The organism is Paenibacillus amylolyticus (assembly GCF_051136285.1).
Lineage (GTDB): Bacteria > Bacillota > Bacilli > Paenibacillales > Paenibacillaceae > Paenibacillus > Paenibacillus amylolyticus_F.
This window is the reverse complement of sequence record NZ_CP194938.1, coordinates 2,508,814-2,526,344: the sequence shown is the minus strand read 5'-3', so window position 1 is coordinate 2,526,344 and position 17,531 is coordinate 2,508,814. Positions and strand designations below refer to the sequence as shown.

The following is a 17,531-nucleotide window of genomic DNA, read 5'->3' as shown; positions in this document are numbered from 1 at the left end:
AGAGATGCATTAAAGAAACATATGTGATTAACTTTGTGCTTCTTATCGCTGCTAATGCAACCAGCAGAAAGCTCAAATCAATTTCTTCTAGTATAATTAAACTGGGTAAGTCATGCTGCCAATAGATTCGGAGTTTCGAAGATTAGAAGTGTTGAAGATGTTATCGGTATATCAACCGAAGAGGAGTGTCAGGAGATGTCCATACATCACATAGGTCAAAAGGTTACTTTTGCCGATATCAAAACGAGGTTGCCTAACGAAAGCTGGATGTATACACAGAATGAAGCACATGATGGTGAATTTGATGCCGAGGAAGTATGGCTGCATTCAGGTGATCTTCATATCAGAGAGCTGTTGCTGGATGAGGGGCCTTTTTTAATTATGGTGGAGGGAAATCTGATCGTTGATCGTTATATTGGAAACACAGAATCCGACGCGGCCTCTTCTAACCTGGTTGTGCTTGGTGATCTTACAACGCCTTATATGCTCGTGGGAGGGCAGGAAATATATATTACAGGTAATCTTTATGTGAAGGATATGTTCTGGGGAGATTACAACCATGGAGAATTGAAGGTGAGAGGCAACGTAGAAGGTGGGCTGCTAGTAAGTACAGAGCAATATGGTATTCAGGTTCAAGGACAGCGGAAAGTGAAGCGTCATCTTGAAGAGTGGGAGGATCTCGGACCATGGCAAGGCTTTGACATGCTGGAGTTATTTGTTCCTGAGTGTGTAATTGACGATGATACAGAAGAGCCGTTTCCATGGCGAGAAGAGATGATAAAGAGGCTACAGCAGGGACAGCCTATCATTAAACGAGAGTATATTTATGCCGCAGAACTAACGCCGGATGTACCGGATTGGTTCGAAGATCATTCGTTCACAGCTGAGAACATTGAGCGTCTTACTCACCCTTCATTATTACCTGTAAGAGAGGAGGGGGAGTTGCTGAACAGTTATGAGTTTTGGGTGGATGGACAGTTTTGCCGAGGTTCTGTCTACGGGGATGAGTATACGGAGGGCTACTTCCGGAGTCTGTATTTTCAAGATGAACATGACTGTGCATTGTTGCTCAAAATAGAGCCAGCAGACCAAGCTTCAGGCTCTCCTAATGAACTTGCCGAGCAAGCGGGCACTCCTGTCTGGATGATCTCAGGCGCATATCGTTATGTGAACAGTGAGAACTCCGAATGGAGCGTATTTACGGAAGACTCACCTACGGATATTCAGCAGTTAAGCAACCGTGGATGGGATACCTTGCTGCAGTCCATATCGAATTACCAGTATGTCCGCACCTTGATTTCGCCGCAACGTATTCGTGATTTATTAGCGTTGCCTATCGCGGAGCCGTATGACGATTATTATGATGATGACCGGCATGGGTTGTGGATTGAAGACTTCTACTTTGCATTTCGACAAGCAGGTCAAATGTATAATGATGTTCCCCAGCCAGCTATGCTGCGTATTGGTAGAGAGTATACGGATACACAAGGGGAGACGCAGGTCGAGAAATACTTCTATACGCTACACCAGCATGCGGACGGCACGGAAATTGTGTTAATTGAATATTCGGCTCAGGAGGAAGAGGATGAGGAAGAGCCGTTGTTGCTTGAACTTCATTATGTAGGTGGGCCCCAATTACTACATGCCGTTCAATTGCTGGAACGTGGACGCAAAGAGCTGATACAAGCGAATCAGGATTTGCTGGATGGGGAACTGCCCTATGCTGTTGAATCCTTTGCGAAGCGATATTGGAAATCCAAAGGATACCTGAAATAAAAGAGCTACACCATTAAACAAGACGCCCAGACAGGATATTGCACCTGACCGAGCGTCTTTGTTTGTTCATTTCTATAGAAGAGTAGAGCAAGGATCGTCGAGCGCTTGTCTGGAATGGATGCTCTGACATTTCTTACAGATGTGTTGTTGTGGACTCCAGAGCGGGTAGACCTGAGTTTGAAACTAGTATGTTTTCTTGAAAATAAGTCGATTTTTAACGAGACTTATTGAGTGCGAATGCCAAGCTCACATGATTTTCCTGGGGGATTCGCATAATTTTTTGTGTTGTATATTCCCTTTTGGCAACACATTATTGAATTATATATTTGCTTTGTATAAGATTAAGGTGAAATCATAGTTAGAAAATGCGGAATTACAGAATATTTTCTTTTGCGAAAATGTTTATACGTTATTTTTCGCTGTCGCACTCTATACGAGTGCGTGGATTGAAATCACCTAATAATATTATAAAAGGAGACAATTTACAGTCGCACTCTGTATGGAGTGTGTGGATGGAATTTAATTTTAGTAACAAAACCCAATACTCCAATATGGATAGTATTAAAAACTTGCAGGTTTATTACGCTGAAAATCTATCCCTTGCTAAGTCCAATACCTACTCCGAAAGGTGCTGACGAACAAAGGATGAATAACGAGCAAATGAAACAACACATCGGTACGCTTTCTTTGGAACAGTATGTGCAAGAAGGGAAGATACCGCAATGTTTATCCATAAATGTTCAGGTCACACTGGAGAAGGTCAGAGCACAAGCGGATGAGGTGTGGAGTGTGGAAGCGGAAAAACTGGAAGTAATCAGCTTTGATTATGACGGGTACACGGTGAATATGACATTCCAGAAGGATGGAAGTTACTTGTTCGATAGTGTGGATGTTTGGGCCGAAGTAGAAAACAACGTAGGAGTAGCGACAGAAATAGATTTGCATTCAGGTTCAGGTACTTCTAAGTTAGATACACTGAAGACAATAGAAAGTTTTCAACTTTTTGCGGCAAAAGCGGGAATAAAGCTGGAATGGTACGAAATGGGAGATGAGCGAGTGTGCTTACTGCCTAGTGCAGTGACGTTGCATTATTTGAAGCAGCCAAATAATTGGAAGCTGGTTAAGATCACTGGAGCTTATCGTAGTGTGGAGGATGTTAGGAGAAGTTTGCGCAGTATAGCTGATGCGATGAATTAGTCTCAGACGAGCGCTAACGATCACAGGGGAGCTTATTTGGTCGTTTTATGACCTTTTCGAACTCTAACGATCTCCACAGACCTTATTTGGAAGAAGCACAGCAGAACATGGCGAAAAGTGAGGGATTTGAAGTAAATAAGGTTTCTGAGGATCGTTAGAATTTTATGAAGCAGAAAAGTAGGCAAATAGCGCTTCCTGGGATCGTTAGAATGTAATCACATTCCATCGCTTTCTATACTACCTGCTTTTCTCGGCGTACATAACATATGCAAAAAAGGGGCTGTCCCAAAACGGTACCGACGGATAAGCCAGTCCCAAACGTTGAACGGAAAAGCCTTCAAAATCACCGCTAAAGTGGGTTTGAAGGCTTCTCTATTGGTTGAAATCCTGTCTACTGTGGGGGCTAAAAAATCATAAAATGACTTATGGGACAGCCCCTGATGTTACGGATGTGGCGCATAGTGTCTATAAAAAGTATTTCGTGATTAGCCTAAGCTTCTTTCACCTTAAAGAAGGAGATGAGTTCCTGCAGCTCCTCCGATACTTCGGCTAATTCATCTGATGCACTGACGATGGCAGCCATGGAGGTTTCCTGTTCTGCAATCGAGTGTTCGATGTGTTTGGTGCTGCTGGCGGCTTTGCTGACACTTGCGGACAGCTCATCTGCGGTTGCGGACATTTCTTGCGTGCTCGCCGAGATTTCCTCAGTGGAACTGGAGATGTCCTGAATTTGGTTCGCTACTTTGTTCGTAGCTGTCAAGATATCTTCGAAGAAAGTACCTGTTTCCCGTGTAACATTGAGGCCTTTTTGCACTTCTTCTGAACCCCGCTCCATCGCGTCTGCGGATTGTCCGATATCTCGTTGAATCTCATCGATCAGCGCGCGAATCTGCGTTGCGGACTCTTGGGACTGCTCAGCCAGTTTACGTACTTCTCCAGCCACGACTGCGAACCCTCGACCTTCCTCTCCAACGCGTGCCGCTTCAATAGAAGCATTCAAGGCGAGCAGGTTCGTTTGACCAGCGATATCCGTAATGATGCCCACAATGCTGCTAATCTCATTGGAACGGTTTTCCAAGGATTGAATGGAAGCGTATGTGTTCTGTACGGCGCTTGAGATCAGACCCATCTGGTCAATAACTTGCTGCATAATTTCATGTCCGTTGTTCGAACGCTGTTCCATGCTGAGTGCTTCATCAGCTACTTCGGCCGAGCTTCCGGCAATGTTCTGCACTACGGTAGACATCTCGGTCATGGCGCGTGCACTTTCCACGGTTGCTTTGTCCTGAGACACCAGACCTGTAGAGATTTCACGGATATTGGTACTGATGGACTGAATATTATCGTTGTTTTTCGCCGAAATATCCAGCAGTTCTCGGGACGAATTCGATAGGTGACGAGACGTATTTTTTACTTTGTAAAGAGTGGTATTGAAACGCTCAATCATTGTATTAAACTTCTCGTTAATGACCCCAAGATCATCGCGTCCTGTGCGAATTGTGACGTTCAGGTCGCCAGTGCTTACTTCCTCAATCCCTTTCATGAGGTCGCGAATCGGGCGCATGGTTCTTTTCAACAAAATAAATTGCAGCACCATGAACAGAATCAGGAATCCGACCAGAAACATCAGGCCATACATAAGCAATTTATTCAGCCCTTTGGGAACGGCACTTGCATCAACATCAAAGTACAGAGCTGCATAGATGGAGCCATCTGCCTTTTCGATCGGATACATTAGTGTCGTCCAGGTACCGAAATCATCGGTATAAAAATCACTAAATGCTGGGCCGCTGCTTGCATTCATCTCATCGAGACCGTGCTCAATCTGGGGAGATAGCGGGTAGTTCGTACCAGGCAGATACTTATCTTTCTCAAATGGTTCGACTAGACTGGTTGGAATCGCATAGATCGGAGCGCTCTTCTCCTGATCCAGCTGTGAACCGAAAATGTAAGCTTGTGCGATGTTAGGATTAAAGGTGTGGATGGAATCCAGATAATCCCGCAGTTTACTCTGATATGTATCGGAATAACTCTTTTCGGATGTGGCCTGTTCGACCTGACTTGTGTCCAGATCCTGTGACCATTTCAAGGTTGTAATCTTGGCTTGCTCGTGTAGCTGATTAATCAAAATACTTTTTTGCAACTGATAAGCTGCAGTGATCAGGATGACTCCAATGAGAGCGATACTCCCGAATGAAATTACCAGATTTTTGGCGAAAAATGGCATGGTACTCCAGCGAAGCTTTTTAAACAAGGTAGTTCACTCCTTCTGTAAAATTAAAAAGGACTTCACCTGGACGTCGTATACGCTGCGTGTTGTAATTGCTTGCAAGATGGAAAGACTATCTTCAAGTTCTGTAAGAGTTGTCGTTGTTTCTACGGTTAAGACAAATACAGTTACTAAACGAGAGCGGGATTTTGTTCTTCACGTATATGAACTCCAGGTAAGTTCTACTCCTCAGTTATATCGTTGTTTCGACATATATTTGTTAGATTTTCCAAGTAAAATAGGACTTAGGAACCGGAACTTTTGAATTATTTTCGTTATTTTACGTAAAAAATTTCATATAGTTTGAGCAATGCATTTCACAAGTTCAATCACAGTAAAGTTATCTGCGTTTTCAGGACATATGGCAGGTAATCTTTATTGCTAATCTCCCAGCCCGATACATCTTTTGACACAATTACGGAGAATACGTAAACGACTAGTTAATATTTTTTGAAATTTTGTGATAATTATCACAGTCTGGTTATAAAAAAATGTGCATACCACCACCGATAAGTCTATATGTGAAATCTCTAAGCAGAAACCAATCTGCCAGGGATCAAGACAATTTAATCGTGAAAAGGGTGGCTCACACACATGCGTAGCATAAGTATCGGTACTAAAATCAGTTTGATCGTGATCGGCATTTTTATCATATTCTCCTCGGCTGTGGCGGTCAGCGTCATCATGGAGATGAGGAATGGCATTAAGACATTTGCCACGGAAAAAGCGAAACGGGACTTGGAGATGTCGAATCACATCATTTCATACAAATACCCGGGAGACTGGGCCATTCAAGATGGCAAGTTATACAAGGGCGATGCATTGCTGGAAGAAAATTTCGATCTGGTGGATGAAATCGGTAATGCGTCAGGAGATACCGTGACGATCTTTCGCGGAGATGAACGCATTGCTACAAATGTGATGACTGACGGCAAACGCGCGGTGGGCACAAAGGTGTCCGAGCAGGTAGCTAAGACCGTTTTGCAGCAGGGAGAAAAGTACTTTGGGGAGGCAGTTGTTGTTGGACAGAAAACACAGACAGCCTATGAACCCATCAAAAATGCATCCGGGGAGATCATTGGTATTTTCTATGTCGGGGCATCTCAATCATTAATTGATGTGATTATCTCTTCCTTTCTTAAAACCTTCCTGATCGTAGTCGGCATTGCGATGCTGATTGCGATTGTGCTAATCGTCTGGTACGTCCGCAGAGTGAGAGCAAGAATTCACCGGGTCTCATTTGCCATCAAACGTGCGGGTACCGGAGACTTCACACAGCCGGTGGTAGATCATGTGCGAGACGAGATTGGTATGCTCGGTGCAGGCTACAATGAAATGAGAAACAGCTTGCAAGGCATTATTCAAGGTGGCTTAGACGCAGCGGACAAAGCAGGTCATTCGACTGGATTGCTACTGAAGATCGCAGACCAGACATCAAGTGTGTCTGAGCAGATTGCTGCTTCTGTCCAACAGGTCGCACGGGGAGCAGAGAGTCAGACCGTAAGCACAGAAGAGAACTTGCAGGCGATGGAAGAGGTGGCTATTGGCGTACAGCGCATAGCAGACAGAGCTTCCAGCATCGCAGATGCAGCAGTGTACTCACGACAGCAAGCGGATACCGGAGGGCAGGCCGTACAGCTAACGGTGGGACAGATGGCAGCGATTGAAACTTCCGTCAGTGCAACGGACGAAGTGATTCGCATGTTGGAGGAGAAATCTGCCCAGATCGGTCAGATGGTCTCTGCCATTCATGAGATTGCGGGGCTAACCAATCTCCTCGCACTTAATGCTTCTATTGAGGCGGCGAGAGCAGGAGAACACGGGAGAGGATTCGCCGTTGTCTCCACTGAAGTGCGCAAGCTGGCAGAACAGGCTGGACAATCATCCAACCAGATTGAAGCGCTTGTTGGTGCAATGGAACAGGACATGCAGCAATCCTTGGCGGCTATGGCCCAAGTGAAGCATGAAGTACAGGAAGGACTGCGGCTCACACGAGAGACAGAGCAGAGTTTTACCCAGATTCGGGATACGAACCTGCGCATTGCCACAGAGATTGAAGATATGGCAGCGACCAGTGAAGAGATGTCCGCAGTTGTAGAGCAGATCGTGGCATCGGTGAACGAGATTGCACGTCATGCACAGACGGCTAGAGCCAACTCTCAGCTTGCCGCAGGGTCTACACAAGAGCAACTCAAGTCTGTAGAGCAGATCAAGGAATCTGCAGCGATGCTGTCTGACGTTTCGGCAGAACTGCAAGCATCCCTGAAACCTTTTAAAATATAACGTAATCACGACCATAGCTTTGTCCCATATCAATCTGCGGATTGAAGCAAAATGACATGAAGTCCACCTACGGTGGCAGAACTCAAGCCACACGTTGTATTTATGGATGTGCAGATGGAGGATGGTAACGGACTGGAGGCAACCCAAGCGTTACTGGATGTGCTTCCTGAATGCAAGGTCGTCATTCTGACTACGTTTGATCAGGAGGATTATGTCTACCAGGGAATACGTGCCGGAGCCGTAGGTTATCTGCTCAAGGATGCCACACCGGAAGAATTGATTGATGCGATCAGAGCTGCTCATCGCGGAGAAGCCATTTACAGAACTGCGGTAGCGGCCAAGGTCATTGGTTTAGCGGTAAGGTCGACAAAAACAGTATCCCCAGACGAAAAAAGAGCCAACTCAGCCGTGAATTCACCATTTAACGAGGAGAACGGTGAATAGACTTCGCTGCTTACAGACGCGTTCACAGGGCGTGAGCTTGAGGTGCTGCAGGAGATGGCTTACGGTCTACGTAATGAAGAGATTGCCCGGAAGCTGTTCATCGGTGAAAGCACGGTGAAAACGCATGTGCATCGCATTTTGCAGAAGATACAGGTGGAGGATCTCACGCAGGCGGTCGTTTTTGCAATTCGGAACGGTTATGTAAAATAAGAATATAAATAGGCCCTGTACCGTTCAAGCGGTTCAGGGCCTTCTGCTTATGTCGGATAGGTTGCTGTCAATTCGTGGTTAACGTTCGGTCTTGTGATCCTTGTGTCTGGATGGATCTACCGGATGTGTAGGACGTGAGTGAGCTTGGGAGCTTTCTGTGCTCGTTTGCTGAGGCGAGTAGAAGTTAATGATGTCGTCAACCGTGGAAAATACAACGTGTTCTGTTTCTTTATAATGATCTGTTGGAATAAAAACCTCTTTTCTTGTGATGGATGTAAATGGGCAAAAATAAAGAGCTGCCGGAGGCAGCCCTCGTATCAATTACAGTTTAGTAACGTTCTCAGCTTGTGGTCCACGGTTACCTTGAGTTACTTCAAACTCTACACGTTGTCCTTCGTCCAACGATTTGTAACCATCACCTTGAATGGCGCTGAAGTGAACGAATACGTCTGTTCCTTCTTCAGTTTCGATGAAGCCAAATCCTTTGTCCGCGTTGAACCATTTTACTGTACCTGTTTGCATGTGATTCCTCCAAAAATAATAAGTTTTTTACGACCATTGGTATGAGCGGTATTCAATTCTGATTAATGCTCATCCGGCGGTTAAACCGAAGACTTTAAAGTCCACTAATGTATCGATCTATATCATCATAACACGCGTGCCAATATAAGTCAATTTATGAATGTATTTTCTAAAAAAAAAATTCTTTGAAAGCGAAATCCCTTGTCAGACCGCATAATAGCGTTCAGCAAAAGCCTGGACTTTCGTTTTAAAAGAAAGCGATTACACGCATGGAGTTTTATTGTATATTATGTTGGAACCTTGAGATCAATGAGATCGGTTAATGACCAGGGGTAACAGCCTATAGATAAAAGGGAGGAATCATACGATGTACCGGGTCCTGCTCGTGGATGATGAGGAAGATGTGCGTGAAGGATTGGTTGTCGAAGTAGATTGGGAGGTACTGGATCTGCGCATTGTGGGACTGGCGGAGAACGGACGTGAGGCTCTGGAGATGGCAGAGCGAGTAGAGCCGGACATTGTGATCACTGACATCAGCATGCCATTTATGGATGGGTTGGAACTGGCACGAAGATTGAGAGAGCGGAATCCATTGGTGAAGGTTGTTATTCTAACGGGATATGATGAATTTGATTACGCTCGTCAGGCGGTTTCACTTAGTGTGGATGAATATTTGCTGAAGCCATTCTCGGCAGGGCATCTGACCGAACTGCTCACCAGATTACGTGCCCAGATGGAGACTGAGATTGCGGAACGGGAGGACGTACAGCAACTGCGTGAACACTATCGCACCAGCATGCCTTTATTACAGGCTGATTTGATCGCGACTTTGCTGCATCGCCAGAAATCCTCGTCCTACATTTTAAGCCGGGCAAGTCAGTGCGGACTGGAACTGAAAGGTAAACGTTATGGTGTATCGATTCTGACGCTGCATCCATCCGAAGATCCTGAACTGAAGCTGTTTGCAGCTCTTAATATTGCGGCGGAAGTCTGGGCAGATCACAAAGCAGGATATGCTTTTATGCACCAGGAGAGTGTTGTATTACTGTACGTGGAACCGCTGGGTGAATCAGAGACAGTCGGAGAGTCAGAAAAGCTGCAGCAGCAGGCGCTGGAAAATGTGGTACGCAGCATCCGTCACTATTTACGTGTTCCAGTAACCATTGGGTCGAGTCGTCTTGTGGACACCCTTCCCGATGTGAAACATGCCTATGAAGATGCAATGCTGGCGCTGGATTACCGGCTTGTACCCGGAACGGATTCCCTGATCTACATTGCCGATGTAGAACGTCAGGCCGCAGGCAAACTGCGTTTTGATGAATTGAAACAACAGACGTTAACCCGCTGTTTGAAGGCTGGAACGCAGGCAGAGCTGGAAGAGGGACTGCAAGTCATTTTCCAGGAAATTACGGTGGAGCATGGGCGAAGTGATATTCAGCTGTACTTGATCGAAGTGTTAACGACGGTATGGAAGGCTGCTCAGGCCTCGGGTGAAGAGATGGAAGATATATTCGGCGCTGGATTCCAGCTGTATACGGATTTGTTCCGACTGCCGGGTCTGTCTGAGGCACAGCATAAGGTGAGCGAAGTTTGTCTGCTTGTACAGCAGCGGATATCTAGCGGACGCCAGCACGTTTACAAGGATATTGTGGAACAGGCACTTACGTTTACGAAAAAATATTATGCCGATCCGGATCTGTCCATTCAGAAGGTATGCGCACATCTGCATATCAGTTCCGGTTATTTTTGCAGCATTTTCAAAAAAGAAGTGCAGCTCACCTTCCTGCAGTATCTGATGCAGATTCGCATGGATGAGGCAAGGGAACTGCTTCGCTCCACGGAGCTGAAGTCGTTTCAGATTGCGGAGAAGGTGGGTTTTGCCGAGCCTAACTACTTCAGCTTTTGTTTTAAGAAACATATCGGGGTCTCGCCCAAAGAGTATCGTAAACAGGCCGCTGTGTCCCAGGAAGGTTCCCTTCAATGAGCTGGAGCATGTTAACTGCACGAATGAAAATGGTTGGAGCCAAACTCCGTCTGTATATGCGCTCGTCCAAGGTCAGCAGCATTCGTTCTATTATTACGTGGTCTTTCTCCATCTTCATTGTACTGGTTCTCACAATTATGGCGATATTGCTACATGACAAGTTCACGCAAGCTGCCGAGCGCAGTGCAGAGCTGTCTACAAGACAGATTGTGGATCAGGTCAGTTATAACCTGGAGGATTACGTGCGCAGCATGTCCCATCTGTATCGTGCCATCGAGGAACATATGTTGCGGGACGGAACATGGGAAGCAGAGCAGGTGGATAAACAGCTGGATACCCTTCTTAGCAGCCGGGAAGATATCATTTCCATTACGCTACTTGATGCGGATGGACAACTGCTCAAGAACAGACCTGCCGCCGCATTGAAACGCAGCGCTCATGTTACCCAGCAAGGATGGTTTCAATCTGCATTGCGTGTGCCCAATCATCTGAGCTTTTCCTTGCCTCATATTCAGAATATGTACGCGGGCCCTTATAAGTGGGTCGTTTCGATGAGCAAAGGTATCACCATTAAGCAGCAGGGTCAGGAGCAGCAAGTCATTTTGCTGGTGGATATCAACTTCAAGCAAATGGATGAATTGAGCAGCCGGGTCAGCCTGGGACAACGGGGTTACGTCTACATTATTGATGAGAGTGCGGGCAACATTGTGTACCATCCGCAACAACAACTGATGTATATGGGATTGAAGAAAGAAAATATCGAGCAAGCCCTGGTAGCTACAGGCAGTTACGAAGATGAGGCCGATGGACAGAAAAGGCTGAACACCGTAAAGTCGGTGGCGAATATCGGCTGGAAAATCGTCGGCGTGGCTTATCTGGACGAGATTATGACGACACGTCAGGAAGTGAATGGTTATCTGATTCGTGTGCTGATCGTTGTGCTGGTGCTTGTCATTGTGGTATCCCTGTTTCTCTCCTCCAGTCTGACACGTCCCATCCGGAGGATGGAACGGAAGATGAAGGCCGTGGAGCGAGGGGATTTCAATGTGGAGCTACCGACAACGGGGCCACTTGAGGTCGAGCGTCTGGCGCGCAGGTTTAATCTCATGATGAACAAAATCCGTAACCTGATGGATGAGATCATTCATGAACAGGAGCAGAAACGCCGTCTGGAGCTGGAGGCGCTGCAGGCTCAGATTAATCCGCATTTTCTCTACAACACACTGAATTCGGTTGTGCGTATGGTGGGTATGAGCCGCAATGATGAAGTTATCACGATGATTACGTCGCTTTCCCGGTTGTTTCGCATCAGTCTCAGTCAAGGCAAAACCATTATTACCGTCAGGGAAGAACTGGAGCACGCCCGCCACTACCTGACCATTCAACAGATGCGATTCAAACACAAGTTCAACTTCACCATTCATGCGGATGAGGAGCTGCTGGAGTGCCTGACCGTGAAGTTAATTCTGCAGCCGTTGATCGAAAATGCGATTGTACATGGCATCGAGTACCACATGGATGAGGGGAACATCGAGATTGATGTGCAGCGTGAAGAGCGCGCCATTCTGTTCCGCATTACGGATAACGGTGTAGGCATGTCGGAGCAACAGATGGAGGGATTGCTCGGCGGTCGTCCAGTAATGAAAAGCGGAGCAGGCTCGGGCGTCGCTGTACGTAATGTACATGATCGCATTCGGCACTATTATGGTGAGGGATATGGCCTTGAATTCGCCAGCGAGCTGGAGGAAGGCACAACCGTATGGATTCGGATTCCTGTTCAGGAAGAGCAGAAGGGGGACGGGATGAATGAAGGACTGTAGCGAAACCAGCAACAACATCAGTAGCAAAAGTAACGAAACCCGCGTTGAAATCGGTGGCGAGAACAGTACCCTTAAGAAGAGCACACGCCGTGTATTGGCAAAAAAAAGCCAGGCAACTTTTCCGGTATCCCCGGAATTTCGGCCGTTCCGAGCTTTGTTCCAGACAGCATCAGCCTGCTGCCTGTTATTATGCGCTGCCTGCGGCATAGCGGAAGCGGATCAACCGGCGTCGTCGCCGCGCATTGCGCTCATTACGCCTGCGGGCACCGGAGAACTAGCCGAAGCGATCCGCCTGGGAGCCGAGGCTGCCGCCAAAGAGCGCGGCGCACAGCTGCTTACCGTTGAAGCGTATCCGATGGATTCCGCTTCGCACACCTCTTCCAATGCGGACTATGTGATAAGTCCGCCACCTGCAAACACAGGGGGTGCTATTGACCGGGATTTCACTCGCAGTGAGCGTGAGCAGGCACAGGTTCAGGCAGCAGATCTCGCACTGAAACAAGGGGCAACAGCGCTGCTCGTCGATCCGCTAAGTGAAGATGTCCTTGGCGATATCATTCGGGAAGCAGAGACAGCAAGAACGGATGGAGGTGTTGTGCCCGTTATTGTGCTGAATGATGAGTTCCCTGTTAAAGGCATAACCAGTGTCATCTCGATGGACAATCTCGAAGCCGGACGACAGGCGGGTGAAGCGATGGCAGAATTATTACAAGGGCACGGTCAGATTGCTTTAGTGGGCCCGGATGCGCTGAATGCCGGCCTGGTTCTCCGGGAGCAGGGGATCACGGAGGTATTATCGCAGTATCCCGGCATTGATGTGATCCCGAGAACGGTGTGCAACAACCGGGATGCTTGCTGGCAAGCAGTAAAGCAACTACTGGATCAGCATGAGCTCACCGGGTTGATTGCTCTTCAAGAGCAGGCCTCGCTTGGGGCAGCGGATGAACTGCATCGCCGCAAGGATGAAAGGCAGATCAGTATTGTGGGGTTTGGCAGTGAGCAGCAGCAACTGGAGCAGCTGCAGGAAGGCGTTTTTCAACGATTGATTGTACAGAACGGGTACAGCGCCGGATACTTAGGGCTTAATCAAGCCCTTGCCAAACTGGATCGGAAGCATGTGCAGACCCGAGTCATTCTGCAAACCAAGGTCGTGAGTACAGACAATATGTTCTGGATGGATAACCAGAAGCTGTTATTTCCATTTGTGCAATAGAACTGATGAGGATTTCGATAAAAGAGATGAAGATATTGTATTCGAAAATAATGTAAACCCTTTCATAATGAAGACATCGGTAAAGCCGAATGAACTTGGGGGAGGTCATTAAAAATGAAGAAGAAAACGTGGATGACATTGATGCTTACGGTATGTATGGCTGTGGCGGCAGGGTGCAGCAACGGGGGAAACAGCACCGGTGAAAGCGGCAGCGCGGGGACGGACAGTGGAACGAAAGCAGAAGCTGGAACGCAGGCTGAAAATCCGAAAATCGGGGTTGCCATCTACAAGTTTGACGATACATTTATGACGGGAGTACGGAACGCGATGACTGCGGCAGCGGAGGGGATTGCTACCCTTGATATTGTAGACAGTCAGAATGCACAGCCGACCCAGAACGAGAAAGTGGACCTGTTTGTGTCCAAGAAATACAATGCCATGGCGGTGAATCCGGTAGACCGTACAGCAGCAGGTGTCATTATCGATAAGGCGAAAGCGGCAAACATTCCAGTGGTATTCCTGAATCGTGAGCCTGTAGCAGAAGACATGAACAAGTGGGATAAAGTGTATTACGTTGGTGCCAAAGCAGAAGAGTCTGGTACGATTTCCGGTCAATTGATCGTGGATTACTGGAAAGCTCATCCGGAAGCTGATAAAAACGGCGACGGCAAGCTGCAATACGTCATGCTGAAAGGCGAACCGGGGCATCAGGATGCCGAGCTGCGTACGAAATATTCCGTTCAGGCCATTCAGGACGCTGGTATTGAAGTCGAAGCGCTGGCTGAAGATACGGCGATGTGGGATCGGGTCAAAGGCCAAGAAAAAATGCAGGCATTCCTTGCTTCTCATGGCGACAAGATCGAAGCGGTGCTGGCGAACAATGATGACATGGCACTCGGTGCCATTGAAGCATTGAAAGCAGCAGGGTACTTCAAGGATGGCAAAACGATGCCTGTTGTAGGCGTGGATGCTACAGCTCCGGCAATTCAGGCGTTGCAGGATGGTACCATGCTGGGCACGGTGCTGAATGATGCCAAGAACCAGGGAGCGGCAACGGTCGCTCTGGCTGCTGTTCTTGCCAAAGGTGAGACACCAACCAAAGAAAATACGAAATTTGATATTACAGACGGGAAATATGTCTGGATTGCCTACAAAAAAATTACAAAAGACAACATTGCTGACGCCCAATAACAGCAGCAGAGAGGGACGGATGTCATCCGGGCAGCGTCCCTTTTTTGCCGGTTAGATGAAAGGGGAAGATACGAGATGCAGTCACCTTATCTGCTGGAGATGAACGGAATTTCCAAAGCATTCCCCGGCGTGCAGGCACTCAGCGAAGTTACACTGAAGGTGAAGCCGGGAACCGTTCATGCGTTGATGGGCGAGAATGGAGCGGGTAAGTCAACCTTGATGAAATGTTTGTTCGGGATGTATCGTCCCGATGCTGGCACGGTTCGCATGGATGGAAAGGATGTAGAGATTCCCCATTCCAAGGCCGCGCTGCAGCATGGTATATCAATGATTCATCAGGAACTCAATCCGGTTCCGCACCGTCCGGTGATGGAAAATATATGGTTGGGGCGTTTTCCGATGAAAGGCCTCCTGGTCGATGAGAAACGGATGTATACTGATACGCTCGCACTGTTCCAGGATTTGAATCTGGATATTGATCCGAAGGCGCTCGCCGGAACGTTGTCTGTGTCCAAGATTCAATCGATGGAGATTGCAAAAGCCGTATCGTTCCACTCCAAAGTCATTGTGATGGATGAACCTACCTCATCCCTGACAGGTAAAGAAGTGGAGCAACTGTTTACGATCATCAACAAGCTGCGAAGCCGCGGCGTGTCGATCATCTATATCTCGCACAAGATGGAGGAAATTTTAACAATTTCCGATGAAGTGACCATTATGCGAGATGGTTTGGTCGTAGGTACTTGGGATGCAGCGGATCTGACGACAGATTTGATTATTACCCGTATGGTTGGACGTGATCTGAGCGAACGATTCCCGGAACGGCTCAATGTGCCTGGTGAAGTCATTCTTCAGGCAGAAGGGCTGACATCCAATCAGCCGAATTCCTTCCGGGATGTCTCATTTCATTTACGCAAAGGCGAAGTGCTCGGAATTGGCGGTTTGGTTGGTGCACAGCGGACGGAGTTGATGGAGTCCTTGTTCGGTTTGCGTGGACTCGCTTCAGGTACGATCTCTATTCATGGGCGCAAGGTGAAGATTAACTCGCCCTCAGCAGCCAAACGTCATAACATAGCGTTGTTGACCGAAGAACGACGAGTGACCGGGATTTTCCCCGTGTTGTCGGTCTATGAGAATACAATTATTGCAAGCCTGGGTCGCTACCAAAATCGTTTGGGTTTGCTGGACGAGAAGAAGGGGCGAGAAGAGGCTCGTGAGCAGACGCAGAAGTTTAGAACCAAAACGCCTTCTGTTAACACCTTAATTCGAAACCTTTCTGGAGGAAATCAGCAGAAAGTGCTGTTAGCCCGCTGGCTCTTGACCAACCCGGAAATTCTGTTGCTCGATGAACCAACCCGCGGAATTGACGTAGGAGCCAAGTTCGAAATCTATACGATCATTACTGAACTGGCCCGGCAAGGCAAAAGCATCATCATGATCAGCTCGGAGATGCCTGAATTGCTGGGGATGTCAGATCGCATTATGGTCATGAGCGAAGGGCGCCTCACCGGTATTGTGGACGGAGCCGAGGCTACAGAGCAGCATATTATGAGGCTGGCCGCGCAGCAGCGGATGGCTGGTCAGGAGGAACACAAATGAATACAACCCTTGTTAATCAAGTGAAGCAATATGTAACGCAGCGTGCAATTTTTATCGTGCTGATCCTGCTTGTCATCGGCATCGCCATTGCCGATCCGAACTTTCTCGCTTTTTCCACCTTGCGGGACATTCTGCAGCAATCCTCCACTCGTGCCATTATCGCACTGGGGGCGGCCTTCATTCTGGTAACGGGAGGCGTCGATCTGTCTGCCGGTCGTGTCGTTGGTCTGACAGCCGTTGTATCGGCCTCTATGTTACAGATTGATACGTATGCGAATCGATTTTTTCCGGATCTGCCACAACTATGGGTGGGGTTGCCGATCCTGATTGGTATTATAGCTGGGGTGCTTGTTGGATTAGTAAATGGTATTATCGTTGCCAAACTGCATGTGCCGCCTTTTATCGCAACACTCGGCACGATGGTGGCTGTGTATGGACTGAACTCGATCTACTTTGATACAGAGCCGAACCAGTCACAGCCGATCGGGGGGCTTAGACCGGACTTTACCACGATAGGTTCAGGTTACATTGATCTCGGTGGAGGATATTCCATTCCCTATATCGTGCTGATTGCCATCGGCGTTGCGCTGATCTGCTGGGTTGTGTTTAACAAAACACGTCTGGGTAAAAATATGTATGCCATTGGCGGAAACATTCAGGCCGCTCACGTATCGGGCATTCATGTCGCTCGGAACTTGATTGCGCTGTATGCCATTGCCGGGGGACTCTACGGACTGGGCGGCGTACTGGAAGCAGCTCGTACCGGCGGAGCAACAAACAATTACGGGAATATGTACGAACTGGATGCCATTGCTGCCTGTGTTGTTGGCGGTGTATCCACGGCTGGCGGTATTGGAACCGTACCTGGCGTCATGGCGGGGGTGCTGATCTTCGGCGTTATCAACTATGGTCTCACCTTTATCGGGGTAAGTCCTTACTGGCAGCTGATTATCAAAGGATTAATTATTGTTGCAGCCGTGGCATTTGATATTCGCAAATATATGGCTAAGAAATAATACAGAT

Annotated in this window: 11 protein-coding genes and 1 pseudogene; 10 read left to right on the top strand and 2 right to left on the bottom strand. The window is 47.6% G+C overall.

The window, feature by feature from the left end:
- Positions 1–195 precede the first annotated feature (195 nt).
- Together ACR8BL_RS11230 and ACR8BL_RS11225 are read left to right on the top strand one after the other, a co-directional pair.
- Positions 196–1,776: a hypothetical protein gene (locus tag ACR8BL_RS11230; protein WP_434752679.1), complete on the top strand. Its 1,581-nt coding sequence runs from the start codon at positions 196–198 to the stop codon at positions 1,774–1,776.
- Between the two features lie 660 nt (positions 1,777–2,436).
- Positions 2,437–2,973 carry a hypothetical protein gene (locus tag ACR8BL_RS11225; protein ID WP_434752678.1) on the top strand — a complete coding sequence of 179 codons (537 nt, stop codon included), beginning with the start codon at positions 2,437–2,439 and terminating at the stop codon, positions 2,971–2,973.
- 490 nt (positions 2,974–3,463) lie between these two features.
- On the opposite strand, the gene ACR8BL_RS11220 is transcribed toward ACR8BL_RS11225, so the two are convergent.
- Positions 3,464–5,200, bottom strand: a complete 1,737-nt coding sequence (locus ACR8BL_RS11220; protein WP_434753091.1) for a methyl-accepting chemotaxis protein — start codon at positions 5,198–5,200, stop codon at positions 3,464–3,466.
- A gap of 636 nt (positions 5,201–5,836) precedes the next feature.
- On the opposite strand from ACR8BL_RS11220, the gene ACR8BL_RS11215 reads away from it, so the two are divergent.
- Together ACR8BL_RS11215 and ACR8BL_RS11210 are read left to right on the top strand one after the other, a co-directional pair.
- Positions 5,837–7,525, top strand: coding sequence for a methyl-accepting chemotaxis protein (locus ACR8BL_RS11215; protein ID WP_434752677.1), 1,689 nt, complete (start codon positions 5,837–5,839; stop codon positions 7,523–7,525).
- A gap of 84 nt (positions 7,526–7,609) precedes the next feature.
- Positions 7,610–8,179: pseudogene (locus ACR8BL_RS11210) on the top strand (LuxR C-terminal-related transcriptional regulator); the annotation flags it as partial.
- A 321-nt stretch (positions 8,180–8,500) separates the two neighbouring features.
- On the opposite strand, the gene ACR8BL_RS11205 reads toward ACR8BL_RS11210, so the two are convergent.
- Entirely contained in the window at positions 8,501–8,701 is a 201-nt protein-coding gene (locus ACR8BL_RS11205) for a cold-shock protein (RefSeq protein WP_293201638.1), read from the bottom strand.
- A gap of 367 nt (positions 8,702–9,068) precedes the next feature.
- Here ACR8BL_RS11205 and ACR8BL_RS11200 point away from each other — a divergent pair, with 367 nt between their 5' ends.
- The 6 genes from ACR8BL_RS11200 to mglC all read left to right on the top strand — a co-directional run bounded on the left by ACR8BL_RS11200 (position 9,069) and on the right by mglC (position 17,524).
- On the top strand, positions 9,069–10,685 hold the full coding sequence (locus tag ACR8BL_RS11200; RefSeq protein WP_434752676.1) for a response regulator: 1,617 nt from the start codon (positions 9,069–9,071) through the stop codon (positions 10,683–10,685).
- Positions 10,682–12,505 carry a cache domain-containing sensor histidine kinase gene (locus ACR8BL_RS11195; RefSeq protein WP_434752675.1) on the top strand — a complete coding sequence of 608 codons (1,824 nt, stop codon included), beginning with the start codon at positions 10,682–10,684 and terminating at the stop codon, positions 12,503–12,505. The genes ACR8BL_RS11200 and ACR8BL_RS11195 overlap by 4 nt, the downstream gene beginning before the upstream one ends.
- Complete coding sequence (locus tag ACR8BL_RS11190) at positions 12,492–13,718, top strand: substrate-binding domain-containing protein (protein WP_434752674.1); 1,227 nt, start codon at positions 12,492–12,494, stop codon at positions 13,716–13,718. Before ACR8BL_RS11195 ends, ACR8BL_RS11190 begins: the two co-directional genes overlap by 14 nt.
- A gap of 114 nt (positions 13,719–13,832) precedes the next feature.
- Entirely contained in the window at positions 13,833–14,909 is a 1,077-nt protein-coding gene (locus tag ACR8BL_RS11185; RefSeq protein ID WP_434752673.1) for a galactose ABC transporter substrate-binding protein, read from the top strand.
- A gap of 75 nt (positions 14,910–14,984) precedes the next feature.
- Positions 14,985–16,508, top strand: a complete 1,524-nt coding sequence (locus tag ACR8BL_RS11180; RefSeq protein WP_434752672.1) for a sugar ABC transporter ATP-binding protein — start codon at positions 14,985–14,987, stop codon at positions 16,506–16,508.
- On the top strand, positions 16,505–17,524 hold the full coding sequence (gene mglC, locus ACR8BL_RS11175) for a galactose/methyl galactoside ABC transporter permease MglC (protein WP_434752671.1): 1,020 nt from the start codon (positions 16,505–16,507) through the stop codon (positions 17,522–17,524). The genes ACR8BL_RS11180 and mglC overlap by 4 nt, the downstream gene beginning before the upstream one ends.
- Positions 17,525–17,531: the final 7 nt, after the last annotated feature.

Excerpts from the sequence above, each read along its gene's own strand:
- ACR8BL_RS11225 (WP_434752678.1), top strand. The coding sequence starts at position 2,437 with ATGAAACAACACATCGGTACGCTTTCTTTGGAACAGTATGTGCAAGAA.
- ACR8BL_RS11205 (WP_293201638.1), bottom strand. The coding sequence starts at position 8,701 with ATGCAAACAGGTACAGTAAAATGGTTCAACGCGGACAAAGGATTTGGC.
- ACR8BL_RS11190 (WP_434752674.1), top strand. The coding sequence starts at position 12,492 with ATGAAGGACTGTAGCGAAACCAGCAACAACATCAGTAGCAAAAGTAAC.
- ACR8BL_RS11200 (WP_434752676.1), top strand. The coding sequence starts at position 9,069 with ATGTACCGGGTCCTGCTCGTGGATGATGAGGAAGATGTGCGTGAAGGA.
- ACR8BL_RS11180 (WP_434752672.1), top strand. The coding sequence starts at position 14,985 with ATGCAGTCACCTTATCTGCTGGAGATGAACGGAATTTCCAAAGCATTC.
- ACR8BL_RS11215 (WP_434752677.1), top strand. The coding sequence starts at position 5,837 with ATGCGTAGCATAAGTATCGGTACTAAAATCAGTTTGATCGTGATCGGC.
- ACR8BL_RS11195 (WP_434752675.1), top strand. The coding sequence starts at position 10,682 with ATGAGCTGGAGCATGTTAACTGCACGAATGAAAATGGTTGGAGCCAAA.
- mglC (WP_434752671.1), top strand. The coding sequence starts at position 16,505 with ATGAATACAACCCTTGTTAATCAAGTGAAGCAATATGTAACGCAGCGT.
- ACR8BL_RS11220 (WP_434753091.1), bottom strand. The coding sequence starts at position 5,200 with ATGCCATTTTTCGCCAAAAATCTGGTAATTTCATTCGGGAGTATCGCT.
- ACR8BL_RS11185 (WP_434752673.1), top strand. The coding sequence starts at position 13,833 with ATGAAGAAGAAAACGTGGATGACATTGATGCTTACGGTATGTATGGCT.
- ACR8BL_RS11230 (WP_434752679.1), top strand. The coding sequence starts at position 196 with ATGTCCATACATCACATAGGTCAAAAGGTTACTTTTGCCGATATCAAA.